This window comes from Micromonospora sp. NPDC048170 (genome assembly GCF_040652795.1).
GTDB lineage: Bacteria > Actinomycetota > Actinomycetes > Mycobacteriales > Micromonosporaceae > Micromonospora.
In genome coordinates this window covers 19,744-40,183 of the sequence record NZ_JBEZMR010000018.1, presented here as the reverse complement: position 1 = coordinate 40,183, position 20,440 = coordinate 19,744, and the positions used below count along the sequence as shown (strand labels likewise).

General features: G+C 74.3%; 14 protein-coding genes, 1 pseudogene and 1 riboswitch. Of the genes and pseudogenes, 3 read left to right on the top strand and 12 right to left on the bottom strand.

The window, feature by feature from the left end:
- Window positions 1-28 precede the first annotated feature (28 nt).
- The 5 genes from AB0D32_RS21515 to AB0D32_RS21495 form a co-directional block, all read right to left on the bottom strand.
- Complete coding sequence (locus AB0D32_RS21515) at window positions 29-1,156, bottom strand: VWA domain-containing protein (protein ID WP_357092803.1); 1,128 nt, start codon at window positions 1,154-1,156, stop codon at window positions 29-31.
- Window positions 1,153-3,507, bottom strand: coding sequence for a DUF5682 family protein (locus tag AB0D32_RS21510; protein WP_357092800.1), 2,355 nt, complete (start codon window positions 3,505-3,507; stop codon window positions 1,153-1,155). Before AB0D32_RS21510 ends, AB0D32_RS21515 begins: the two co-directional genes overlap by 4 nt.
- Entirely contained in the window at window positions 3,507-4,610 is a 1,104-nt protein-coding gene (locus AB0D32_RS21505) for an AAA family ATPase (RefSeq protein WP_357092797.1), read from the bottom strand. Before AB0D32_RS21505 ends, AB0D32_RS21510 begins: the two co-directional genes overlap by 1 nt.
- Window positions 4,607-8,173: a DUF4132 domain-containing protein gene (locus AB0D32_RS21500; protein ID WP_357092794.1), complete on the bottom strand. Its 3,567-nt coding sequence runs from the start codon at window positions 8,171-8,173 to the stop codon at window positions 4,607-4,609. Before AB0D32_RS21500 ends, AB0D32_RS21505 begins: the two co-directional genes overlap by 4 nt.
- A 142-nt stretch (window positions 8,174-8,315) precedes the next feature.
- Window positions 8,316-8,555: a hypothetical protein gene (locus AB0D32_RS21495; protein WP_357092791.1), complete on the bottom strand. Its 240-nt coding sequence runs from the start codon at window positions 8,553-8,555 to the stop codon at window positions 8,316-8,318.
- Window positions 8,556-8,824: 269 nt separating this feature from the next.
- Between AB0D32_RS21495 and AB0D32_RS21490 the strand changes: the two genes are divergently transcribed.
- Both AB0D32_RS21490 and AB0D32_RS21485 read left to right on the top strand, forming a co-directional pair.
- Entirely contained in the window at window positions 8,825-9,535 is a 711-nt protein-coding gene (locus tag AB0D32_RS21490) for an alpha/beta hydrolase (RefSeq protein ID WP_357092788.1), read from the top strand.
- Between the two features lie 130 nt (window positions 9,536-9,665).
- Window positions 9,666-11,153: a S8 family serine peptidase gene (locus tag AB0D32_RS21485; RefSeq protein WP_357092785.1), complete on the top strand. Its 1,488-nt coding sequence runs from the start codon at window positions 9,666-9,668 to the stop codon at window positions 11,151-11,153.
- An 87-nt stretch (window positions 11,154-11,240) separates the two neighbouring features.
- Here the strand turns inward: AB0D32_RS21485 and AB0D32_RS21480 are convergent, their stop codons facing one another.
- Window positions 11,241-12,098 carry a metallophosphoesterase gene (locus tag AB0D32_RS21480; RefSeq protein WP_357092782.1) on the bottom strand — a complete coding sequence of 286 codons (858 nt, stop codon included), beginning with the start codon at window positions 12,096-12,098 and terminating at the stop codon, window positions 11,241-11,243.
- Window positions 12,099-12,212: 114 nt separating this feature from the next.
- Window positions 12,213-12,302: riboswitch (ZMP/ZTP riboswitch) on the top strand.
- A gap of 17 nt (window positions 12,303-12,319) precedes the next feature.
- On the opposite strand from AB0D32_RS21480, the gene AB0D32_RS21475 reads away from it, so the two are divergent.
- On the top strand, window positions 12,320-13,759 hold the full coding sequence (locus AB0D32_RS21475; RefSeq protein ID WP_357092778.1) for a glycine hydroxymethyltransferase: 1,440 nt from the start codon (window positions 12,320-12,322) through the stop codon (window positions 13,757-13,759).
- 113 nt (window positions 13,760-13,872) lie between these two features.
- On the opposite strand, the gene AB0D32_RS21470 is transcribed toward AB0D32_RS21475, so the two are convergent.
- The 6 genes and pseudogenes from AB0D32_RS21470 to AB0D32_RS21445 form a co-directional block, all read right to left on the bottom strand.
- Window positions 13,873-14,133: a hypothetical protein gene (locus AB0D32_RS21470; protein WP_357092775.1), complete on the bottom strand. Its 261-nt coding sequence runs from the start codon at window positions 14,131-14,133 to the stop codon at window positions 13,873-13,875.
- 67 nt (window positions 14,134-14,200) lie between these two features.
- Window positions 14,201-15,529, bottom strand: a complete 1,329-nt coding sequence (locus tag AB0D32_RS21465; RefSeq protein WP_357092772.1) for a PLP-dependent aminotransferase family protein — start codon at window positions 15,527-15,529, stop codon at window positions 14,201-14,203.
- Between the two features lie 3 nt (window positions 15,530-15,532).
- Window positions 15,533-16,657 carry an alpha-hydroxy acid oxidase gene (locus AB0D32_RS21460; protein WP_357092769.1) on the bottom strand — a complete coding sequence of 375 codons (1,125 nt, stop codon included), beginning with the start codon at window positions 16,655-16,657 and terminating at the stop codon, window positions 15,533-15,535.
- 76 nt (window positions 16,658-16,733) lie between these two features.
- Window positions 16,734-17,654, bottom strand: a pseudogene (locus AB0D32_RS21455) (alpha/beta hydrolase); the annotation flags it as partial.
- On the bottom strand, window positions 17,651-18,871 hold the full coding sequence (locus AB0D32_RS21450) for a cytochrome P450 (RefSeq protein WP_357092766.1): 1,221 nt from the start codon (window positions 18,869-18,871) through the stop codon (window positions 17,651-17,653). The pseudogene AB0D32_RS21455 and the gene AB0D32_RS21450, both read right to left, overlap by 4 nt.
- 65 nt (window positions 18,872-18,936) lie before the next feature.
- Window positions 18,937-20,211 (bottom strand): SGNH/GDSL hydrolase family protein, encoded by a 1,275-nt coding sequence (locus AB0D32_RS21445; protein WP_357093014.1) that lies wholly within the window; start codon window positions 20,209-20,211, stop codon window positions 18,937-18,939.
- Between the last annotated feature and the right edge of the window lie 229 nt (window positions 20,212-20,440).

Below are 20,440 nucleotides of genomic sequence, written 5' to 3'. Positions count from 1 at the left end.
GCCCGCCCGGCGGGAGCACGTCGCCCGGTCACCGGCTCACGTGGTCGGCGACGAACGCGGCCAACTCCCCCGGTGTCATGGCCCCCACCCCGGCACCCACGTCGGCGAGCCGCTGGGCCACGTCCCGGTCGTAGACCGGCTCGGCCTCCTCGTCGAGCGCGGCGAGCCCGAGCACGTGGGTGCCCTGCGCGACGAGTTGGCGGACCGTACGCACCAACGCGCCGGCGTCGCCGCCCTCGTAGAAGTCGGTGATCAACACGACGATGCTCCGCCGGGGGTTCTCCACCAGCCCGGCGGAGTACGCGACCGCGCGGGCGATGTCCGTGCCGCCGCCGAGCTGCACCTTCATCAGCAGCTCGACCGGGTCGTCCACGTCGGCGGTCAGGTCCACCACCTCGGTGTCGAACGCCACCAGGTGGGTGCGGACGCCGGGCAGCCCCCACAGGCAGGCGGCGGTGACCGCGGCGTGGATGACCGAGCCGGTCATCGAGCCCGACTGGTCGACCAGCAGGATCACCTGCCAGCGGTCGAGGTGCCGGCGGGTGCGGGAGTAGAAGTGCGGGGACCGGATGTGCAGCCGACGCTCGTCGGGGCGCCAGTGTGCCAGGTTCGCCTGGATGGTGCGCCGGACGTCGAAGTTGCGGGCCTGCCGGAAGCGGCTGGGTCGGCGGGCCCGGGTGCCCGAGAAGGACTGTCGTACCTCGGCGGCGAGCCGCTCCACCAGCTGCCGGACGACGGTCTCCACGATCCGCCGGGCCAGCCGCAGCACCTCCGGGTTCATCAGGTGCTTGGTGCGTAGCACCGCCCGCAGCAGGGTCGGGTTCGGTTCGATCCGGCCCAGCAGCTCCGGGTCGGTGACCACCTCGTGGATCTCGTACCGCTCGACGGCGTCGCGTTCCAGCCGCTCGACGGTTTCCCTGGGGAAGAGTCGGGTGATCCCGTCGAGCCAGTCCACCGTGGTCAGCGACGACGGCCCCGTGCCGCCGCGCCGCACGCCGCGCCGGGCCAGCTCCTCGTCGCGCCCGTAGAGCCAGTCCAGCGCCGCGTCCCGGGCCAGCGCCTCCGCGCTCAGCCCCGGGCCGCCCAGTCCGTCGTGGGCGGCCTCGCCGAGCACCAGCCGCCACCGCTCCAGCGTCGGGTCGGCCGCGTCCGTCATGGTGTGCTCCCCTCCCGGTCGAGCCCCTCCCTGACGAGCAGGGCGTCCACCTCTGCGTCGAGCGCCCGGGACCGGGCCACCACCATCGGGTCGACCGGCGTACGCAGCAGCGACCGGGCGGCGGCGCCGGTGGCACCACGCCGGGCCAGCAGGTGGCCGGCGATCGTCTCCCGCTCCCGGGGCGGGAACCACCCGAAGGCCTGCCGCAGCGCCGGCAGGGCGACCAGGAAGTCGTGCCCGGTCAGCTCGCCGAGCAGCGTGTCCAGCACGTCGAGCAGGTCCCGTTCGCCGCCGACCACCTGCTCGCGGGCCAGCGCGAAGAGCCCGCAGAGCCAGTCGCCGAGGGTGCCCGGCGCGGCCATCGCCCGTACCGCGTGGGCCGGTTCCCCGCCCGCGCCCAACGACCAGCGCAGGCCGAGCGCCGCGCCCCGCAGGTCGGGCGGGGCGGCGGGGTCGGCGGCGATCCGGGCCGTGGTGGCCAGCGTGGGCACCGGGTCGATGCCGAGGGCCGGGCCGGCGTGCCGGACCGCGTCGCGCAGTGCGACCAGGGCGGCCAGCCGCCCCGGTTCGGCCGGCCCTCCGCCGCGGATCCCCTCGGCCAGCCAGAGGGTACGCCGCACCGCGGCACGGATCGCGGCCCCCGACCCGGCGTCGCCGGCACTGCCGAGCAGCACGTCGTGCCGCCACAGGGCGAGCACGGCGGCCAACGCCCGGCCGAGCGCGTCGAGCCGGTTGGCCCCGCCTGCCGCCCGGGTGATCGCGGCCAGTGCCCGGGCCGATGGCTCCCGCAGCCCGCACAGCGCGGCGTCGAAGAGCAGTTCGCCGAGCCCGTCCACGTCGCCGGCGAGCGCGCCGGCCCGCTCCTCGATCCGGGCGGTCGCCGCGTCCGCGACGGTGGGGCCGTGCCCACCGGCCTCGATCAGCGCGGCGAGCCGGTCGTCGTCGGGGCGTGCCGCCCAGTGCTCGGTCAACTCCGGGGCGGCGCCCAGGGCGGGACCTCGCTCACGGACGTGACCGGGCACGCCGAGCACCCGCAGCCGGTGCAGCAGGCGGCTGCGGGCCAGGTCGGCCGGGTCGGTCAGCTTCAGCCGGACGTCGCCGTGCAGGTCGAGCCCGTGCCTGTCGAGTGCGGCGGCGACGTCGTGCACCAGCGGCGGCAGCGGGGTGTCGGGGTGCAGCCGCCCGGACCGGTCGCCGCTGAGGGCGGCGACCATCTCCACCACCGCCGGATGCGTCCCGGCCGGCAGCCTGCCCCGGGCCGTCCACGGCAGCGGCTGCTCCAGCGCGTCGGTGACCAGGGCCGACACCAACCCGTCGAGCACGTCGGTGCGGGCCGGGTGGGGGTGGCCGCGCAGCCGGGCCAGGCCGGCGGCCATGGTGCGCGCGGCGATCAGGTCGGCCGTGGAGACCGGCTGCCGCCGCTCACGCAACCGGCCCACCACCGTCTCCACCAGCGCGTCGGCGGCCCGTTGCGGGCCGTCGGACCAGAGCCGCTGGTAGTACGCCGGCGACGGCATGCCCGACTGGTAGCCGTCGAACGCGTCGAGCCGCCGGAAGGAGTACGGCACCAGGAAGCTGCGCGCCGTCGCGTCCCCCGCGGGCGCGGGAACCTCCGGCCAGTCCTCGTCGCCCGTGCCCCCGGCCGGTTCCTCGGCGGCGGCGAGCCGGACCAGTGCCGGCCGGTGGAACCCGCCGGTGACCACCAGCACCGGCCGGCCGCCGGCCCGGGCCCGCGCGGCGCGCACCCAGCGGGCCATGTACGCCTCCCGCGCGGTGTCGTCCGCCCCGGCGTCCGACTCGCCCCGCAGCAGGTCGAAGTAGGCGGCCAGCCGCTCGGCCAGCCCGTCGGGCGGCGCGATCTCGAACAGGTGGTCCCAGAGGGTGTCCACGTTGTCCACCGCGTACGCGGCGCAGAGTCGCTCGACGGCCGCGGCGTAGCGCTGTTCGGCGTCGGCGTACCGGTTGTCGCGGCGGGCGAACGCCGGATGCCAGGCCGGCAGGTCGATGAAGCGCACCTGGGCGCCGGCCCGGTGCCCGGCCGTCAGCGCCACCCACTCCGGCGAGTGGTCGCAGAACGGGCTCCACGACGCGTGCCGGTGGCCCTCGGCCCGGTGGGCGGTGAACACGGCGATCGGCAGCTCGTGGCCGAGCAGCAGCTCGTCGAGCCGGCCGTTCAGGTCAGCGGGCCCCTCCACCAGGACGTACGCCGGGTCGACCGCCGCGATGCTCCGGGCCACCAACCGGGCGCAGGCCGGGCTGTGGTGACGGATCCCGAGGAAGTGGACGTCGGCGGGCGCGCCGGGGGCGGCGTGGGGCTCGGCGGGGTCGGCCAGCTGGCCGGTGGCCGCCATCAGCCGGGCAGCAGGTGCCGGGCGTGGTGCAGCGCCTGCCACTGGGCGCCGGAGCGCCGGGGCACCTGCTGTTCCAGGTAGCGGCGCAGCCGGGCCAGGTCCTCCGCGTCGTCCTTGGCGGCGGTGCCGGCGAGGCAGGCGACCACGTCGGCCGCCTCGCCCGGCTCGCCGCGCAGAAACCAGCCACGCAACCCGACGGCGTGGGCCACCGACACCGCCTCGGCGGTGCTCATCACCGCCGACAGCCGCTCCATCGCGTCGCCCCGCTCGGTGATCCCGGTGCGCAGCTCGCGGAAGGTGGTGACCAGCACCTCGAGGACGTCCCGGCGGGGCGCAACGGTCACCCCGGAGCGCCGCAGCAGGGCGGTCGCCTCCGCCTCGACCAGGTCCAGCTCGGTGGCGATGTCCGGGATCGGGAACACCGTCTCGAAGTTGAACCGCCGCTTGAGCGCCGCGCTCATCTCGTTGACCCCACGGTCGCGGGTGTTCGCGGTGGCGATGACGTTGAACCCCTCCCGGGCGAACACCATCGCCGCCGGCCCGGGCAGCTCGGGGATGGCGAGCACCCGGTCCGACAACGGGGAGAGCAGGCAGTCCTGCACCTCCAGCGGGCAGCGGGTGATCTCCTCGAAGCGGACCAGCCTGCCCTCGGCCATGCCGCGCAGCAGCGGCGCGGGCACCAGCGAACGCGGCGACGGCCCGTCGGCCACCAGCAGCGCGTAGTTCCAGGAGTAGCGGATCTGGTCCTCGGTGGTCGACGCGCCACCCTGGATGGTCAGCGTCGAGTCGCCGCTGACGGCGGCGGCGAGCAGCTCCGACAACAGCGACTTGGCGGTGCCCGGCTCGCCGACCAGCATCAGCCCCCGGCTGGTGGCGAGCGCGACCAGCGCCCGGTCGATCAGCGACGGGTCGCCGACGAACTTGCGGGTGATCCCGGCGGCCGGATCGCCGAGGATGAACCGGCGGGCGGCACGCAGGCTCAACACCCAGCCCGGCGGCCGGGGATCGGTGTCGTCGGCCCGCAGCCGGGCCAGCTCGTCGGCGTGGCGGACCTCGGCCGGGGGCCGCTGCGCCCGTGCGGCCCTCGGGTCGGCCCCACTCACCGGGTCACCTCCGCGAGATCGCGCAGCAACTCGGAGGCGACGACCGGGTCCAGGTCGCCGAAGCGGACCCGACCCCGGCCGCGCCAGTCGCCGTGCGGGCGGTCGTTCACCCAGACCCCGGTGATCTTCTGTTCGGCGAACTCGCCCACCATGCCGATCGCGATGCCCGGCTCGATGTCGACCACGATCGCCCGGTCACCCGGCACGGCCCGCTCCAACCAGCACTGGACCCCGGCGTCCTGCGGGGCACCGCGCCGCCAGCCGCGCCGCTCCAGACCGAGCAGCCGGGCGGCCTCGGTGCCGACGCCCGCGAACCGGTCGAGCATCTTCTGTTCCCGCTCGTCGTCGGCGAGATGGTGCACCTCCCGGCCCAGTTGGGCGAAGGGCTGGAGGATCTCGTAGTCGGCGAAGAGCTCCGCCCAGGCCGGCACGTGCGCGCCGAGGTGCCACGGGTGCGGGATGCCCACCATGGCCTCCGCCGGCAGCTCGTACAGGTCGTCGGAGATGTCGGCGAGGCTGCGGTCCTCGGCGACCCGGAACGCGACGCCGACCGCGTCGGCCTCGTCGAAGGTCGCCCACACCAGCCGGCGTACGACGTGCCACAGCAACGGGTGGTCGAGGAAGTAGCGACGGAACTCGGTGGCCGGCCAGCGGCGACCCGTCACCATCGCCGCCTCGAAGCGGCGGATCTGGTCGGCGGCGAGCGTACGCACGTCCTTCTTCAGGCCGGCGAACTGTTGGTACGCCGCCGGCGCCAGCTCCTGGTCGTCGCGTGCTCCCGGCTTGGGCAGGTCCTTGCGGCGGGCCCCGGTGCCGTCCACCACGTACGGCTTGAGCTGCTCGTCGAAGCCGACGGTGAACCGGCGCGGGCCGTAGTCGAGGACCAGGCTGCCGTCGGCGGCCAGGCCCAGGTCGGGCACCAGCCGGTCGCCGAGTTGCTCGGCGTCGAGCCCGAGGCCGGCGGCGACCGCCGCGACCTGCTGCCCGGCCTGCTCGCGCAACCCCCGGAACGGCGCCTTCTGCGACAGGCCCCACAGGTGCGTCAGCGCCACGTCGGTGCCGATCGAGGCGAGCACGCCGAGACCGGCGACCGCCCGGCTGTGGCCGCCCTCGCCCGGCCAGGCGCGGATGAGCGGCGCGAGCCGGCGGGCGGTCTCGTCGTCGCCAATCCAGCCCAGCGCGGCGAGCACCCAGCTCTCCGTGGCCGGGTGCTCGGCGGCCCGCCAGCGCTCGAACAGCGCCCAGCCGAACTCGGCCAGCGACGTCGGGTCACACACCTGCCGCACGGCGTCGATGCCCGGGTAGGCCTCGCCGGGGCCGGAGAGCGCGAGCATGGTGCCGAGGTGCCGCACGGCATCGGTGGGCAGCGCCGTGGCACGCTCGCGTAGCAGCACCGGCGGCAGCACCTCCGGGTCGAACCAGCGCGGCAGGGTCGGCATCGTGCGGGGAAGCTCGTCCAGCGGGTCGGCGTCGAGCAGCGCGGCGACCGCGGCGGCGACGTCGGGACCGTACCCCTCGGCGGCCTGCCGCACCACGGTGGCGTCCTGGGCAGCCACGACGCGCAGGGCCCGCTCGGCGGCGCGGCGCGCGGGGCCGGGCTTGGCCACCGCCGCCGGGACCAGCGCACGGGCAGCCACCGCCGGGTGCCGGCGCAGCCAGGCCAGGGCCGTGTCCCGCACCTTCCTGAGCCGGTCGAGCCAACCCGCCATCAGGTCGGCGACGGCCGAGTCGGCCACCGGCAGCAGCGCGGTGGCGGCGCCCACCGGGTCGTCCCCGGCGCGGGACAGCACGGCCGGCAGGGCGGCCTCCTCGAAGCGACCCAGCACGCAGCGCATCCAGTACTCGGCGCGGTAGGGATGGTGGGGCCGCCACTCGGACAGCAGGGGGCGGGCCAGTTCCTCCGGCGCCGTCGTGAAGAAGGCGACCTGGAGGTGGCCGGCGGCCCGGCCGGCGGCCACCTCCCGGGCGATGCCCGCCATCGCACGAGGAGAGAGCCGGCTCGTCAGGTGCTCGGGGACCGTGGCCACGAAGCGGTCCCGTTCTCCCGGCAGCCAGTCGAACGCCGACTCCTCGACCCGCCGTACGCCCGGCACGATCGGCGCGGCGACCTTGCGGCGGTGCTGCCAGGGCGGATCGACCAGCACTGCCGGGAGCTGCTCCGGCGTGGCCGGCGGCACGGCCGGGGCCCGCTCGGTGAGCGCCTCCGCCACCCGTCGCCGGGCGGCCTCGCCCAGCCCGGCCGAGGCGGCGGCGACGGCGGCCGGACACCCGACGACGTGCCCGCGCAGCAGGGTCGCGGCCTCCCGGGCCGCCGGGGTGTTCGCCGTCGCCACCTCCGCGAGCAGCCGCACCCCACGCACCGGAAACCGCTCCAGCATGTCCAGCACGGCGCCCGACACGTACTTCTCGTCCAGCCGGTCGAGCAGCAGGCACATCGCCTCGTCGGTGGGGTACGCCGACATCAGCGACGCCAACCGCCGCTTCCCCTCGGCGGGGGTGTGCTCGACGTCGAACCACTGCGCCAGCAGCGGGGCGAACCGCGGGCCGACGGCCGCCGCCATGGTGGTGAGCAGGGTCGCGTCGCGGGTCAGGACGTGCACGGAGAACCGGTCGACCAGCGCGGTGACGTGCCTGGCCTCGGCGGTCGACAACAGCAGCAGCTCGGCGGAGTCGAGGTCGAAGTCGCGCTGCACCGCCTCGACGCCCTCGGCCACCCAGTCCGCCTCGGTGGGCACCAGGAAGGCGGTCGTCACGCGCGTCGCGAGCGGCCCGTCGCGGTACGCGGTCAGCGCGGCGCGGGCGGCCGCGTACTCCTCGTCGCTGGCGGCGGCCAGGTGTGCCCGGACGCGGCGGGCCACCCCGGGCCGCCCGTCGCGGTAGCCCCACACCCCGGTCCCGGCGGGGTCCCGGCTGAGCCTGCAGTTCTGGTCGCGGTCGCACCGGCCGCTGTGCAGGCCGGCCGCCTCGGCCATGGCGGAGGCGGTGAACACCACCCCGTCGGTTTCGACGAGCCCGTCGGCCAGGGCGACGGCCTTGTCCCTGCTGTACCAGCCGAGCTCGTGGGCCACGGCGACGATGAGCGCACCCGCGCCGAGCGGCGTGTGGTCACCGGCCAGGTGGGCCCACAGCGCGTCGAGCACGTCGCGATCGCCGCCACGGTCGGTCAGCCGGTCGATCCCGCCGCGCACCGACCGCACCAGCTCGTCGGCGGCGGCTGTCGCCTTCGCGCCGCGCGGCAGCGTCGGGCGGGCGGGGCCGCCGTGCCGGGGCACCATGCTGCGCCGCCACGCGCTCGGCACCACGAACGTCTCCTCGTCGGGCAGGGCGTCGGCGGGGGCGGTGGCGGGTGTGGGCCGGGCGGCGGTCTCGGCGTACCCCTTGCGCAGCTTCTCGGCGACCTGCCTGTCGACGTGCGCGGCGGCCTCCGCGGCGGTGGCCAGCTCCCTGACCTGGCTACGGCCGGTCGAGCCGAGGCGCCCGTACCGGATGGTCATTGTCGCGCCGTCCCGCTCCACCTGCCAGAACCTGGCCGCGCTGCCATCGGTGTACTCGAACGTGCGCACCCTGTCTCCCTGATCACCCGCGTCGTGCGGGGACCATAGCGGGCGGCACCGACACGCCGGGCAGCCGCCGGCCCGTCATCGGCACCGGCGGCGCACGCGGCGGTCGGGCGGCCCACGTCCGGCCGTCCGACCGCCGACGGGCTCAGCTCATCTCCTCCTGGAGTCGCGCCATGAGCATCTTCTTGCCCTGTTCGCCCGCCTTACGGTTGTTCTCCTGCATCTTCCGGAACCAGGTGGCGAGTTCCGAGTCGCCCCGCGCGTCGGCGTCGGCGATGTACGTCTCCAACCTCCCGATGTGCTGCAACGACTCCTGCAACACGTGGATCAGGTCGTAGTTCTGGTCCATCACCGGGCTCGCCGGCCCCCTGACCATGGTGGCCATGGCACACACCTCCCCGTCTCGGTGATCGGTGGAGGCAAGGATTACCCGGCCCGACCCCGATCACGCCCGGACGCGGGTCTCCGCGTCCCCGGTGGGTCTGCATGACCAGGCGGACAGGACGGAGGATGGTTCGTGGGCGAAGGTGGCACGGAATCGGGCAGGACCATGAAGAACACCGCGACGACGATCGACACCACCGGACCCGGCGCCGTGACCGGCGGCCCGCGCGGGTCATCGGCCCACTCATCTGACCTGGAGGATCACTGACCATGGCGACCTACGTGTTGATTCCCCCCGCCGGCAGCGGGCCCTGGTACTGGCACCTGTTGGCAGGCCAGCTGCGGGACCGGGGGCACGACGTGGTGGCGGTCGACCTGCCGTGCGCCGACGACTCGGCGGGGCTGGCGGAGTACGCCGACGCCGCCGTCCGGGCCATCGGGGACCGTACGGACCTGGTCGTCGTGGCCCAGTCGTTCGGCGCGTTCACCGGCCCACTGGTGTGCGACCGGGTCGACGCCGAACTGCTCGTGCTGCTGACCCCGATGGTGCCCTCGCCCGGTGAGTCGCCGGGCGAGTGGTGGGAGAACACCGGCTACGCACACGCCAGGCAGGTCCAGGCGCAGCGCGAGGGCTGGACGCCGGCGCAGGACGACGACCCCGGCGTCATCTTCTTCCACGAGCTGCCGCCACAGCTGGTCGAGGAGGCCACGGCGAACGCCCGCGACCAGTCGGGGACGCCGTTCGGGAAGCCCTGGCCGCTCGGCGCCTGGCCCGAGGTGCCGACCCGGGCGCTGCTCTGCCGGGGGGACCGCTTCTTCCCGATCGACTTCCTGCGGAAGCTGGTGTCCGACCGGCTGGGCATCACGCCCGACGAGATGGACGGCGGACACCCCGTGGCCCTGAGCCGGCCGCAGGAACTGGCCGACCGGCTGGAGGAGATCCGGCGGGAGGTCTGCGAGGGTCGCCCGACTCACGCCTGACGTCCGCGCGTGTAACGCCGCACGGCGCTTGGGCGCTGGTACTGACGGAGGCGTGCGTCCCGCCCGCCTCCCGCCGGCCGCTCCCCGCCAGGGAGCGTGCCCCGGCTGGAAACAGCCCCTGGGAGTCTGTGTGAAGAACCTCCGTCGCAAGACACTGGCTGCCGCGTCCGCCGTGACGCTCGGTGTCGGCCTCGCCGTCGCCGGCGGGGTGGCCCCGGCGGCGTCGGCCGCCGGCCCGGACACCACGTTCCTGGTGCTCGCCCCGCAGGGTGGCAAGACCGACAAGGCGGCCGCCCGCGTGGCCGCCGCCAACGGCACCGTGGTGGCCAGCTACGACCAGATCGGCGTGCTCGTCGTCCGGTCGACCAACCCCGACTTCGTCACGGACGTGGCGGGCGCGGGAGTCGACTCGGTGGCGTCCACCGCCGGCCTGGGCACCGCCCTCGAAGAGGGTGAGACCCTCGAGGTCTCCGCGGCCGAGGCGGCCAACACGACCGCCGACCCGACCAAGGAGCCCCTCTTCGGTCAGCAGTGGGACATGCCGATGATCGACGTCCCGCAGGCCCACGCCGTCAACGCCGGCCGGGCCGACGTGGTCGTGGGCGTACTGGACAGCGGCATCTCCTCCAGCCACCCCGATCTGAAGGACCAGATCGCCAAGAACAAGAGCGCGTCCTGCATCGGTGGGGTCTCCGACACCGCCGAGTCCGCCTGGAACCCGACCACCTCCGACCACGGCACCCACGTGGCCGGCACCATCGCCGCCGCCGTCAACGGCGTCGGGGTGACCGGTGTCGCTCCGGGCGTCAAGGTGGCCGCCGTGAAGGTGGTCAACGACGACGGCTACATCTTCCCGGAGGCCGCGGTCTGCGGGTTCATGTGGGCCGCCGAGCAGGGCATGCGGGTGACCAACAACAGCTACTACATCGACCCGTGGCAGCTCAACTGCCGCAACGACGCACGCCAGCGTCCGGTGTGGAAGGCCGTCCAGCGGGCGCTGCGCTACTCGCAGAGCAAGGGCGTGCTGCACGTCGCATCCGCGGGCAACTCGAACTTCGACCTCGCTCACAAGATCACCGACACGGGCAGCCCGAACAACGGGACGCCCGAGGAGCGCGAGAACCTCACCAACTCCTGCCTCGTCCTGCCGGGCGAGGCACCGGGCGTGGTGACCGTGTCGGCGGTCGGTCCGACCGGTCAGAAGAGCTACTACTCCTCGTACGGCCAGGGCGTGGTCGAGGTGACGGCGCCGGGTGGCGACACCCGCTTCCGTACCCGGGGGGTCAGCTCGACCCCCACCGACGGCATCCTGTCCACCACCTACAACACCACCACGAAGACCAACGGCTGGGGCTACAAGCAGGGCACCTCGATGTCCTCGCCGCACGCCACCGGCGTGGCCGCCCTGGCGGTCTCGGCGCACCCGGGCATGACGTCCGGTCAGCTGTCGGCCTTCCTGGGCAACACCGCCGAGTCGATCGCATGCCCCGGCGGCGTCTACAACCCGGTGCCGCTGATCGCGGCCGGCCCGAACGCCTACGACGCGACCTGCTCCGGCGGCAAGCGCAACGGCTTCTACGGCGCCGGCATGGTCAACGCGTACAACGTGGTGAAGTAACAGCACGGCACGACCCGTGGTGGGGCCCGGCGGTGATCCGCCGGGCCCGACCCGTCTTCGTTGCCTCGGCGGGGCGCCGGGAAGCTGTCAGCCGAGACCCGGGGGCGCGGGCAGGATCCGTCGCAGCGCCGGCGGCTTGGCCCGGGGCTGCCACTCCCGGGGGTAGCCCACCGAGACCTCCTCGAACCGCACGCCGTCGTGCCAGGTGGTACGAGGGATGTGCAGGTGGCCGTAGACCACCGCGGCGGCGTCGAAACGCAGGTGCCAGTCGGCGGTGGTCTCGGTGCCGCACCACTGGGCGAAGATCGGGTAGTGCAGCACCCGGGTCGGCTCGCGCAGCAGCGGCCAGTGGTTGACCAGCACCGTCGGCATCCCCGGCTCCCGCTCGGCGAGCCGCCGGGCGGTCTCGGCGACGCGGGCGGCGCACCACGCCGACCGGCTCGGGTACGGATCGGGGTGCAGCAGGAACTCGTCGGTGCAGACGACCCCCACCCGGTACGCCTCGGCCAGCGCCGCCTCGGGGGTGTCGAACCCGTCCGGGCGCCAGCTGTGGTCGTAGAGCAGGAACAGCGGCGCCACCAGCACCGGGCCGCCCACGCCCCGCCACACCGGGTACGGGTCCTCCGGGGTCAGCACGCCCAACCGCCGGCAGACGTCGACCAGGTACGCGTAGCGCGCGGTCCCCCGCAGCGTCACCGGGTCGGCCGGCGGGGTCCACAACTCGTGGTTGCCCGGCACCCAGACCACCCGCGCGAAGCGGCGGCTGAGCAGGCCGAGGGCCCACTCGACGTCCGCCACGGTGTCGCCCACGTCCCCGGCGACCAGCAGCCAGTCCTGCGGCGACCCGGGGCGCAGCCCCTCCACCACCTCCCGGTTGCCCGGGTGACCGACGTGCAGGTCGCTGATGGCGAGCAGGCTGCCGCCCTCGCCGTCATCCCCCGCCATGCCGCTGATCCTAGGCAGTGCCGCGTCCACTCCGCGAGGCCGCACCGGTCGCCCCGCCCGGCGGGGGCGTCCGGCGAGGTGGCCGGGGACCGCCGGGGCCCACCCGGTAGGATCGGCACGGGCCGTGACTGGCGCGTAGGGATGGAGAACCATCGGGAAGCGGTCCCGTCATGAGGACGCATGCCGAGCGCCTGGGCCTTCCGCACGTCACTGGAGGTCGCATGTCGTCGCTGAACGCCGAATCCACCGCATTCCGCAGCGCCCTCGAGGTGATCCGCGCCGTCGAGCCGCGGGTCGCCGACGCCATCGGCGCGGAGCTCGCCGACCAGCGTGAGTCGCTCAAGCTCATCGCCAGCGAGAACTACGCCTCCCCCGCCACCCTGCTGACCATGGGCAACTGGTTCAGCGACAAGTACGCCGAGGGCACCGTCGGCCGCCGCTTCTACGCGGGCTGCCAGAACGTCGACACCGTCGAGGCGCTCGCCGCCGAGCACGCCCGGGAGCTGTTCGGCGCCGCCCACGCGTACGTGCAGCCGCACTCCGGCATCGACGCCAACCTGGTCGCGTTCTGGGCGATCCTGGCCGACCGGGTGGAGTCGCCCGCGCTGAGGAAGGCCCAGGTGCGGCAGGTCAACGACCTCACCGAGGCGGACTGGTTCGCGCTGCGCCGGGAGCTGGGCAACCAGCGGATGCTCGGCATGTCCCTGGACGCGGGCGGCCACCTCACCCACGGGTTCCGGCCGAACATCTCCGGCAAGATGTTCGACCAGCGCAGCTACGGCACCGACCCGGCCACCGGCCTCGTGGACTACGACAAGGTCGCCGAGGCGGCCCGCGAGTTCAAGCCGCTGATCCTGGTCGCCGGCTATTCGGCGTACCCGCGGAAGGTCAACTTCCGGATCATGCGGGAGATCGCCGACTCGGTCGGCGCCACCTTCATGGTCGACATGGCGCACTTCGCCGGCCTGGTCGCCGGGAAGGTCTTCACCGGCGACTTCGACCCCGTGCCGCACGCGCACATCGTCACCACCACCACCCACAAGTCGCTGCGCGGCCCGCGTGGCGGCATGGTGCTCTGCCAGCCCGAGCTGGCCGACCAGGTCGACCGGGGCTGCCCGATGGTGCTCGGCGGCCCGCTGCCGCACGTGATGGCCGCCAAGGCCGTCGCCCTCGCCGAGGCCCGGCGCCCCGACTTCGCCGACTACGCGCAGCGGATCGTCGACAACGCGCAGGCGCTCGCCGACGGGCTGCTGCGCCGGGGCGGCAAGCTGGTCACCGGCGGCACCGACAACCACCTGGTGCTGATCGACGTCACCGGCTACGGGCTGACCGGCCGGCAGGCCGAGCAGGCGCTGCTCGACTCGGGCATCGTCACCAACCGCAACTCGGTGCCGCAGGACCCGAACGGCGCCTGGTACACGTCCGGCATCCGGGTCGGCACCCCGGCGCTGACCAGCCGGGGGCTGGGCACCGCGCAGATGGACGAGACGGCCGAGCTGATCCACACCGTGCTCAGCCAGACCAGGCCGGGCGCGAACCCGGACGGCACCGCGTCCAAGGCCAAGTACGTCCTCGACGCCGCCGTCGCGGACCGGGTCGGCAAGCAGGCCAGCGACCTGCTGACCGGCTTCCCGCTCTACCCGGCCGTCGACCTCGGCTGAGCCCGTTCCACCACGACGCCCCCGCCCGGCCCCACCGGCGCGGGGGCGTCCCCGTCACCGGCCCCGCCCTCGCGTGAGGCACGCGGGGCGGATGGGAACGGGGGTTCTCCCTGTCAGGCGACGGGGCGCTTCAGGTGGTAGCGGTGCACCTCGGTGCTGCCCTGGACGTTGTTCACGTCCTCGGCTGCGGAGACCAGTTCCCAGCCCTCCCGGCCGGCCCGGTTGAGGTGTGAGATCGCCGTGTCGCCGTACGCGGTGATGTCCCGGCGCGACCCGTCCGGGCCGTACCAGGTGAAACTGACGTGGAAGTTGCGACCCTGCCCCTGATAGCGGCGGACCAGCAACGCGTATTCCCAGGCGACCATGGCGTCCATTATGAGTGTCCACCGAGGACGATGGAACATGGGCAGTCGCGCATTGCCGTGCGGTGAACGCGATGTGTCATCCCACGTCGGCGGTCGCCGCCCGTCGGGCCGTCTCGTCGGCGACCAGGGCGGCCAGCCGGTCCAGCCCGAGGTCGATCTGTTCCGGGGTGACCGCGCTGACCGACAGCCGCAGCGCGTCGACCGGGGCGCCGTCGTCGTAGAAGTGCGCCATCGGCGTCCAGAGCAGCCCGTACTCGCGGGCGGAGCGGTGCAGCAGCGCGTCGTCGACGGCGAACGGCACGGTGACCACGACGAAGAACCCGCCGGCCGGGACGTTCCACCGCACCGGCGAGGTGCCCGCCGGGAACCGCCGGGCCAGGCCGTCGACCAGGTGGCGCAGGTTGCGGCCGTACGCGGCCCGTTCCCGGACGGTGGCCGCCACGAGGCTGCACCCGTGCTCCAGCAGCGCGCCGCCGACCACCGCCTGGGCGATCGCCGAGGTGTTCACCGTGACCATGCTCTTGATCTTGGCGAGCTGGTCGGCGAGCAGACCCACCGCGCCGTCCGCACCGGCGACGCGCTGGTCCGCGACCACGTAGCCCACGCGGGCGCCGGGCAGCACCGTCTTGGCGAACGAGCCCAGGTAGACCACCCGCCGCGCGGTGTCCAACGCCTTGAGCGTGGGCAGCCGCCCGGCGTCGGAGGCGGGGAAGAGTCCGTACGGGTTGTCCTCCAGCAGCAGCAGGTCCTCCTCGGCGGCCAGGTCGAGCAGCCGCCGCCGGTCGGCCAGGCCGATGCTGGTCCCGGACGGGTTCGCGAAGTCCGGCATCACGTAGCAGGCGCGTGGACGCAGCCCCGCCGCCCGGGCGCGGCGCACCTGCTCGCGCAGGTCGGTCAGGTCGATCCCGGTCGGGCCCCCCGCCACCGGCCGCACCGGCAGGTCCAGCAGCCGGGCGGCGCCGGTCAGCCCGACGTACGTCGGGGCAACGGCGAGCAGCACGTCGCGCGGGTCGGCCCGCAGCGCCCGCAGCACCAGGAACATCGCCTCCTGGCAGCCGACGGTCACCACGATCGCCGCCGGGTCGACCGTGACGTCCTCGTCGACGGCGAGGTTGCGGGCGACGAGGTGGTGCACGATGCCCTTGGTGCGGCCGTACTGGAACAGCGTCCGGTGCACCTGCGCGGGGCTCTGCCCGAGGTCGTCGGCCAGGTGCCGGCGGAACGTCTCCAGGTGCCGGTGCAGCGCCGCGACGTCGAAGAACTCCTCGTACGGCCGGCCGGCCGCCAGCGACACCGCCTCGGGATAGTGCTGGGCCACCTCGTTGAGGAAGTTCATCGAGTTCAGCGCCGGGTCGTCGACCGCCGGGTGCAGGTCGGCGACGTGCAGGTCAACCGGGTCGGCCATCGCTCAGCCCTCCGTCAGCACGCGCAGTTCCCGGACGGCCTCCGGGCCGGGGCAGCCGGCCAACGCCAGGGCGTCGCGGAATTCGCCGGCCAGCAGCGCCAGCGCCGTCTGTGCCCCGGCCCGGCCGCCAGCGGCGAGCGCCCACAGCATGGGTCGGCCGACCAGTACCCCGCGTGCGCCGAGGGCGAGCGCGCGCAGCACGTCGACGCCGTCGCGCACGCCGCTGTCCAGCAGCACCTCGCACCGGTCGGCCACCGCCGCCACCACCTCCGGCAGCACGGTGGCGGTGGCCGGTGCGCCGTCGAGTTGCCGTCCGCCGTGGTTGGAGACCACCACGGCGTCCGCGCCGGCGACCACCGCCAACTCCGCGTCGCGCGGGTCGAGAATGCCCTTCACCACCAGCGGCAGGGTGGTACGGCCGCGCAGCCACTCCAGGTCGGCCCAGGTCAGCGCGGGCGCGAAGACCTCGCCGGTGTGCGCGGCGATGGCGGAGACTCCCGGGGTGGCGGTGTGCACGAGGTCGCCTCGGTCGGCCGGCAGGTTGGCTGCCACCACGTGCGGCGGGATGGCGAACGCGTTGCGCACGTCGCGCCGCCGGGGGCCGAGGATCGGCACGTCCACGGTGACCGTCAGGGCCGTGCAGCCCGCCGCATGCGCCCGGTCCAGCAGATCGGCGACCAGGCCCCGGTCGCGCAGCCAGTAGAGCTGGAACCAGATCGTCGCGCTGGTCTCCGCGATCTGCTCGATCGGCACGCTGCTCAGGGTGCTGGCCAGGTACGGCACGCCGGCCGCGCCCGCGGCGGCGGCCAGCGCCAGCTCCCCGTCGGGGTGCACCAGCCGCTGGTACGCCATCGGCGCCACGGCCACCGGCATGGCGTACGACGTGCCGAGCAGCCGTGCCTCGGTGCGGGGGGTGTGCACGCCGCGCAGCACCCGGGGCAGCACGGCCACCCGGTCCAGCGCGCGGCGGTTGGCGGCGAGCGTCGTCTCGGCGCCGCTGCCACCGTCGATGTAGTCCCACACGTCGGGCGGGAGCACCGCCCGGGCCGGCTCGGCGAAGTCGGTCAGGCTGGCCGGCGACGGCTGTGCCACCGGCAGGTCCGACGTCGGCAGCACCCCCTCAGCCATCACCAGGCTCCCTTCCCACCGGCACCGCCCCGATGGTGGTCACCCCGCCACCCGGCACGCCGGCGACGCTCGCCGCGAACCGCCCGCGCAGGAACGCGGCGGCCTCGTCCTGGGCGCGCCGGCCGTCGTCGAACGCCCCGGGCATGGCGAAGAAGCCGTGGATCATGCCGGCGTACCGGGTGAGGGTGGTGGGCACCCCGGCGTCGCGCAGCCGCTGCGCGTACCGCTCCCCCTCGGCGCGCAGCGGGTCGTGCTCGGCGGTGATCACCAGTGCCGGGGGCAGTCCGGTCAGGTCCGCGGCGAGCAGCGGCGACGCCAGCGGGTGCCGCGCGTCGGCCGGGTCGGCGAGGTAGTGGCCCCGGTACCAGGCGACCGAGCGGCGGTTGAACAGCAGCGGATCGTCGCCGGCCCCGCCGGGTTCGGCGCTCTGGTCGGTGTTCGGGTACACCAGCAGTTGGGCGGCGAGCCGGGGCCCGCCGCGCTCCCGGGCCAGCAGGGTCACGGCGGCGGCGAGGTTGCCGCCGGCGCTGTCCCCGCCGACGGCCACCCGCTCCGGGTCGACGCCGAACTCCTCCGGATGCGCGGCGATCCACCGGGTGGCCGCGTGGCAGTCGTGCACCGCCGCCGGGAAGGGGTGTTCCGGGGCCAGCCGGTAGCCGACGGTGACCACCTGGCAGGGCACCGCGTTGGCCAGCCGCCGGCAGATGCCGTCGGCGGTGTCGATGCTGCCCAGCGTCCAGCCGCCGCCGAAGAAGTAGACCAGGGTGGGCAGCGGTCCCTGCCCCGCCGGCCGGTGGACGCGCACCGGGAGGTAGCCCGCCGGGCCGGGGACGTGCGTGTCGCGTACCTCGTGCACCGGCTCGACCGCGCCGCCGCCTGCGCGGATCGCGGCGAGGTCGGCGGCGCGGGCCTCGGCCAGGGTCCGGGTGTAGAGCGGCGGGGTGCCGGCCGCCTCACGGGCGGCCCGGTAGGCCGCCACCTGCGGATGGACGCTCACGCGGACCCTCCTCGGGTGTGGATCAGAAGCTTGTCGATGCCGCGCAGGAAGAGGCTGCCGCTGTACGTCGGCGCCTCGGCGACCGTGAGCCCGGGGAAGCGGGCCAGCAGCTTGGGCAGGGCGAGGCGGCCCTCCAGCCTGGACACCGCGGCGCCGAGACAGAAGTGCAGTCCGGCACCGAAGGCCAACGACGGCGGTCCGCCGCGGCGCGGGTCGAAGCGGTCCGGGTCGGGGAAGCGGGCCGGGTCGCGGTTGGCGGCGGCGAGGACCAGCAGCACGTTGTGGTCCCGCTCGACCGGCACCCCGCCGATCTCCGTGTCGCCGGGCGCGGCCCGGGCCAGCAGGTGCACCGGGGCCTCCAGCCGCAGGATCTCGTCGACCGCGCCCCGGGTCAGCGTGTCGTCGCCGGGCAGCGCGGCGACCACGTCGGGGTGGGCCAGCAGCAGCGGCAGCCCGTTGCCGAACATGTAGACGGTGGTGACGAACGCGGCGTTGAACAGGACGATCAGGTTGCTGACCAGTTCGTCCGGGGTCAGCTCCACGTCCCCGGAGTCGCTCGCCTCCACCAGGGCGCTGATCAGGTCCTCGCCGGGCCGGCGGCGGCGGTGGGCGATCAGCTCCGCGTAGAAGTCACGCAGTTCGGCGGCGGCGGTGTTGGCGGCGTCGCGGCGCTGCGGGGTCTTGCCCGCCACGTCCAGGTACTCGTCGATCCGCTCGACCCGCTGCCGGTAGAAGTCCAGTTCCCCGGCGGGAATGCCGATGAACTCCGCCATCACCAGGGCCGGCATCGGATACGCGAACTCCGCGACGAAGTCGAGGTCGGCGTCCCCGGCGTCGGCCATCCGGTCCAGCAGATCGTCCACGACGCGGTGCACGGTCGGTTCGAGCGCGCCCAGCCGGCGCGGCGTGAAGGTCTTCGCGAACACCGCCCGCATCCGGGTGTGCTCCGGCGGGTTGACGAACATCATCGACGTCTGGAGGGTGCGCAGCACCTCCTGTTCCTGCCAGCCCGGCGGCGCCTGCTTGTACCACCCCGGGTCGCGCAGCACCTGGCTGACCAGGTCGTAGCCGACGGCGACGGCGGCGAACGTGCGGTGCCCGCCGGTCGCCGGCACCGGGCTGACCGGTCCCAGTTCGTGCAGCCCCGCGTAGCAGGGGTACGGGTCCTGCCGGCCCTCGTCGCTGTAGAGACGGGTCAGCAGTCGGGTGACGTCCATGGTCGATCGGTCTCCCCACCAACGGTGGTGCGGGCGGCGGGGGTCGCCCGCCGCCCGCACCGATGTCACAGGCCGAGCAGTCGCAACGGTACGGCGTTCGCGAGCGCCTGGTTGCCGGCGTCGTTCGGGTGGATGTGGTCCCCCGAGTCGTACGCGGGCAGCAGCCGGCTGGGCTGGGCCGGGTCGCGCAGCACCCGGTCGAAGTCGAGCAGCCCGTCGAACTCGTCGCTGCCGCGCAGGTACGCGTTGACCGCCTGCCGGGTGGCCTCCTTCTCGGGCGTCCACACCCCCGGGTTGCCGTGCCCCTCGTACGGGGTGAGCGTCGACACCAGGCTGCGCAGGCCACGCGCCTTCACCTGCTGGTTGATCTGCCGCAGCGAGGCGATGATCTGCTCGGCGGAGTCGCCCGACATCCAGATGTCGTTGATGCCCAGGTGGGTGATCACGGTCCGGGCGTCGGTCTGCGCGAAGACGTCCTCGTCGAGCCGGGCCAGGGCGTTGGGGCCGAGCTCGTGGTAGCCGGGGAAGCCGCCCGCCCCGGGCTCGGTGCCCTCGTGGTTGAGCCGGTTGCCGGCGAGGCTGAGGTTGAGCACGCCCGGGGTGCGGACGTCCGGGCGGGCGTCGATGAGCCGGTCGGCGAGCAGGTCCGGCCAGCGCTTGTTGGCGTTGACGGTGCTGCCGTTGCCGTCGGCGATGGAGTCGCCGAAGACCACCACCGAGCCGGGGCTGTGCCGGCGCTGCACGTCGATGCCGGACAGGAAGAACCAGCAGCAGTTCGGCCGGATGGTGAACCCCGCGCCCCCGGCGGCGGAGGTCAGGTCGGTGGCGCCGATGAAGTTGGTCTGCCGGGACTGGCCGTGGAAGGTCACCGGCCCGGTGGGGGTCGGGAAGTGCACCGTGAGCACCAGGTCCTGCTGGTCGCCGACGGCCAGCGCGACGGGGTCGCTGACCAGCTCGGCACCCCGGTTCATGGTGGCCGAGGTGGCGCCGCCGAAGGTCAGCTCCCGCAGGGTCGAGGTGTCGATGTCGGACAGGTCGTCGGGGGTCGAGGTGTTCGGCTTGGCGACGGTGGCCCGACCGACCCGGACGGCCTGCTCGCCGTACGAGTTGCTGAGCCGTACCCGGAACTGCGGTCCGCCCACCGTGGTGTGCACGATCATCCGTACGCTCTGGTCGTTGAGGCCGTTGTTGGTCAGGCCGGTCGCATTGCCCCTGGTGACCGCAGCCGCCCAACTGCCCGCCCAGACTGCGCGCTGGCGGGCCGACTCGGCGTCCGAGGGACCGGCGCTGGCCACCATCGCCGGGGTGCCGGCGACGAGCAACGTGGCCACGGACGCGATGACATGCCATCTCTTCGGGGTCGACATTGAACCTCCATCGTTGGCAGCCCAGGGCCGTCCGCTGACGGCACCGCCTGGACGATGGTCCAGAAACCTAGCCGCCCCTTTTCACGACCGTCAATCAACCTGATCGACGTGATCAAATGTCCTCCGGTCCGGTCCGAGCGCCGTTCAGGCTCTGTCCGGTGACAGTCGGTGGTGCCTACGCTCACAGACGGCGGCGGTGCGG

Bases quoted from the DNA above. Each gene is read 5' to 3' on its own strand.
- AB0D32_RS21495 (WP_357092791.1), bottom strand. From the start codon at position 8,555: ATGGCCACCATGGTCAGGGGGCCGGCGAGCCCGGTGATGGACCAGAAC.
- AB0D32_RS21475 (WP_357092778.1), top strand. From the start codon at position 12,320: ATGTCGTCGCTGAACGCCGAATCCACCGCATTCCGCAGCGCCCTCGAG.
- AB0D32_RS21465 (WP_357092772.1), bottom strand. From the start codon at position 15,529: ATGGCCGACCCGGTTGACCTGCACGTCGCCGACCTGCACCCGGCGGTC.
- AB0D32_RS21460 (WP_357092769.1), bottom strand. From the start codon at position 16,657: ATGGCTGAGGGGGTGCTGCCGACGTCGGACCTGCCGGTGGCACAGCCG.
- AB0D32_RS21470 (WP_357092775.1), bottom strand. From the start codon at position 14,133: ATGGACGCCATGGTCGCCTGGGAATACGCGTTGCTGGTCCGCCGCTAT.
- AB0D32_RS21515 (WP_357092803.1), bottom strand. From the start codon at position 1,156: ATGACGGACGCGGCCGACCCGACGCTGGAGCGGTGGCGGCTGGTGCTC.
- AB0D32_RS21490 (WP_357092788.1), top strand. From the start codon at position 8,825: ATGGCGACCTACGTGTTGATTCCCCCCGCCGGCAGCGGGCCCTGGTAC.
- AB0D32_RS21450 (WP_357092766.1), bottom strand. From the start codon at position 18,871: ATGGACGTCACCCGACTGCTGACCCGTCTCTACAGCGACGAGGGCCGG.
- AB0D32_RS21510 (WP_357092800.1), bottom strand. From the start codon at position 3,507: ATGGCGGCCACCGGCCAGCTGGCCGACCCCGCCGAGCCCCACGCCGCC.
- AB0D32_RS21480 (WP_357092782.1), bottom strand. From the start codon at position 12,098: ATGGCGGGGGATGACGGCGAGGGCGGCAGCCTGCTCGCCATCAGCGAC.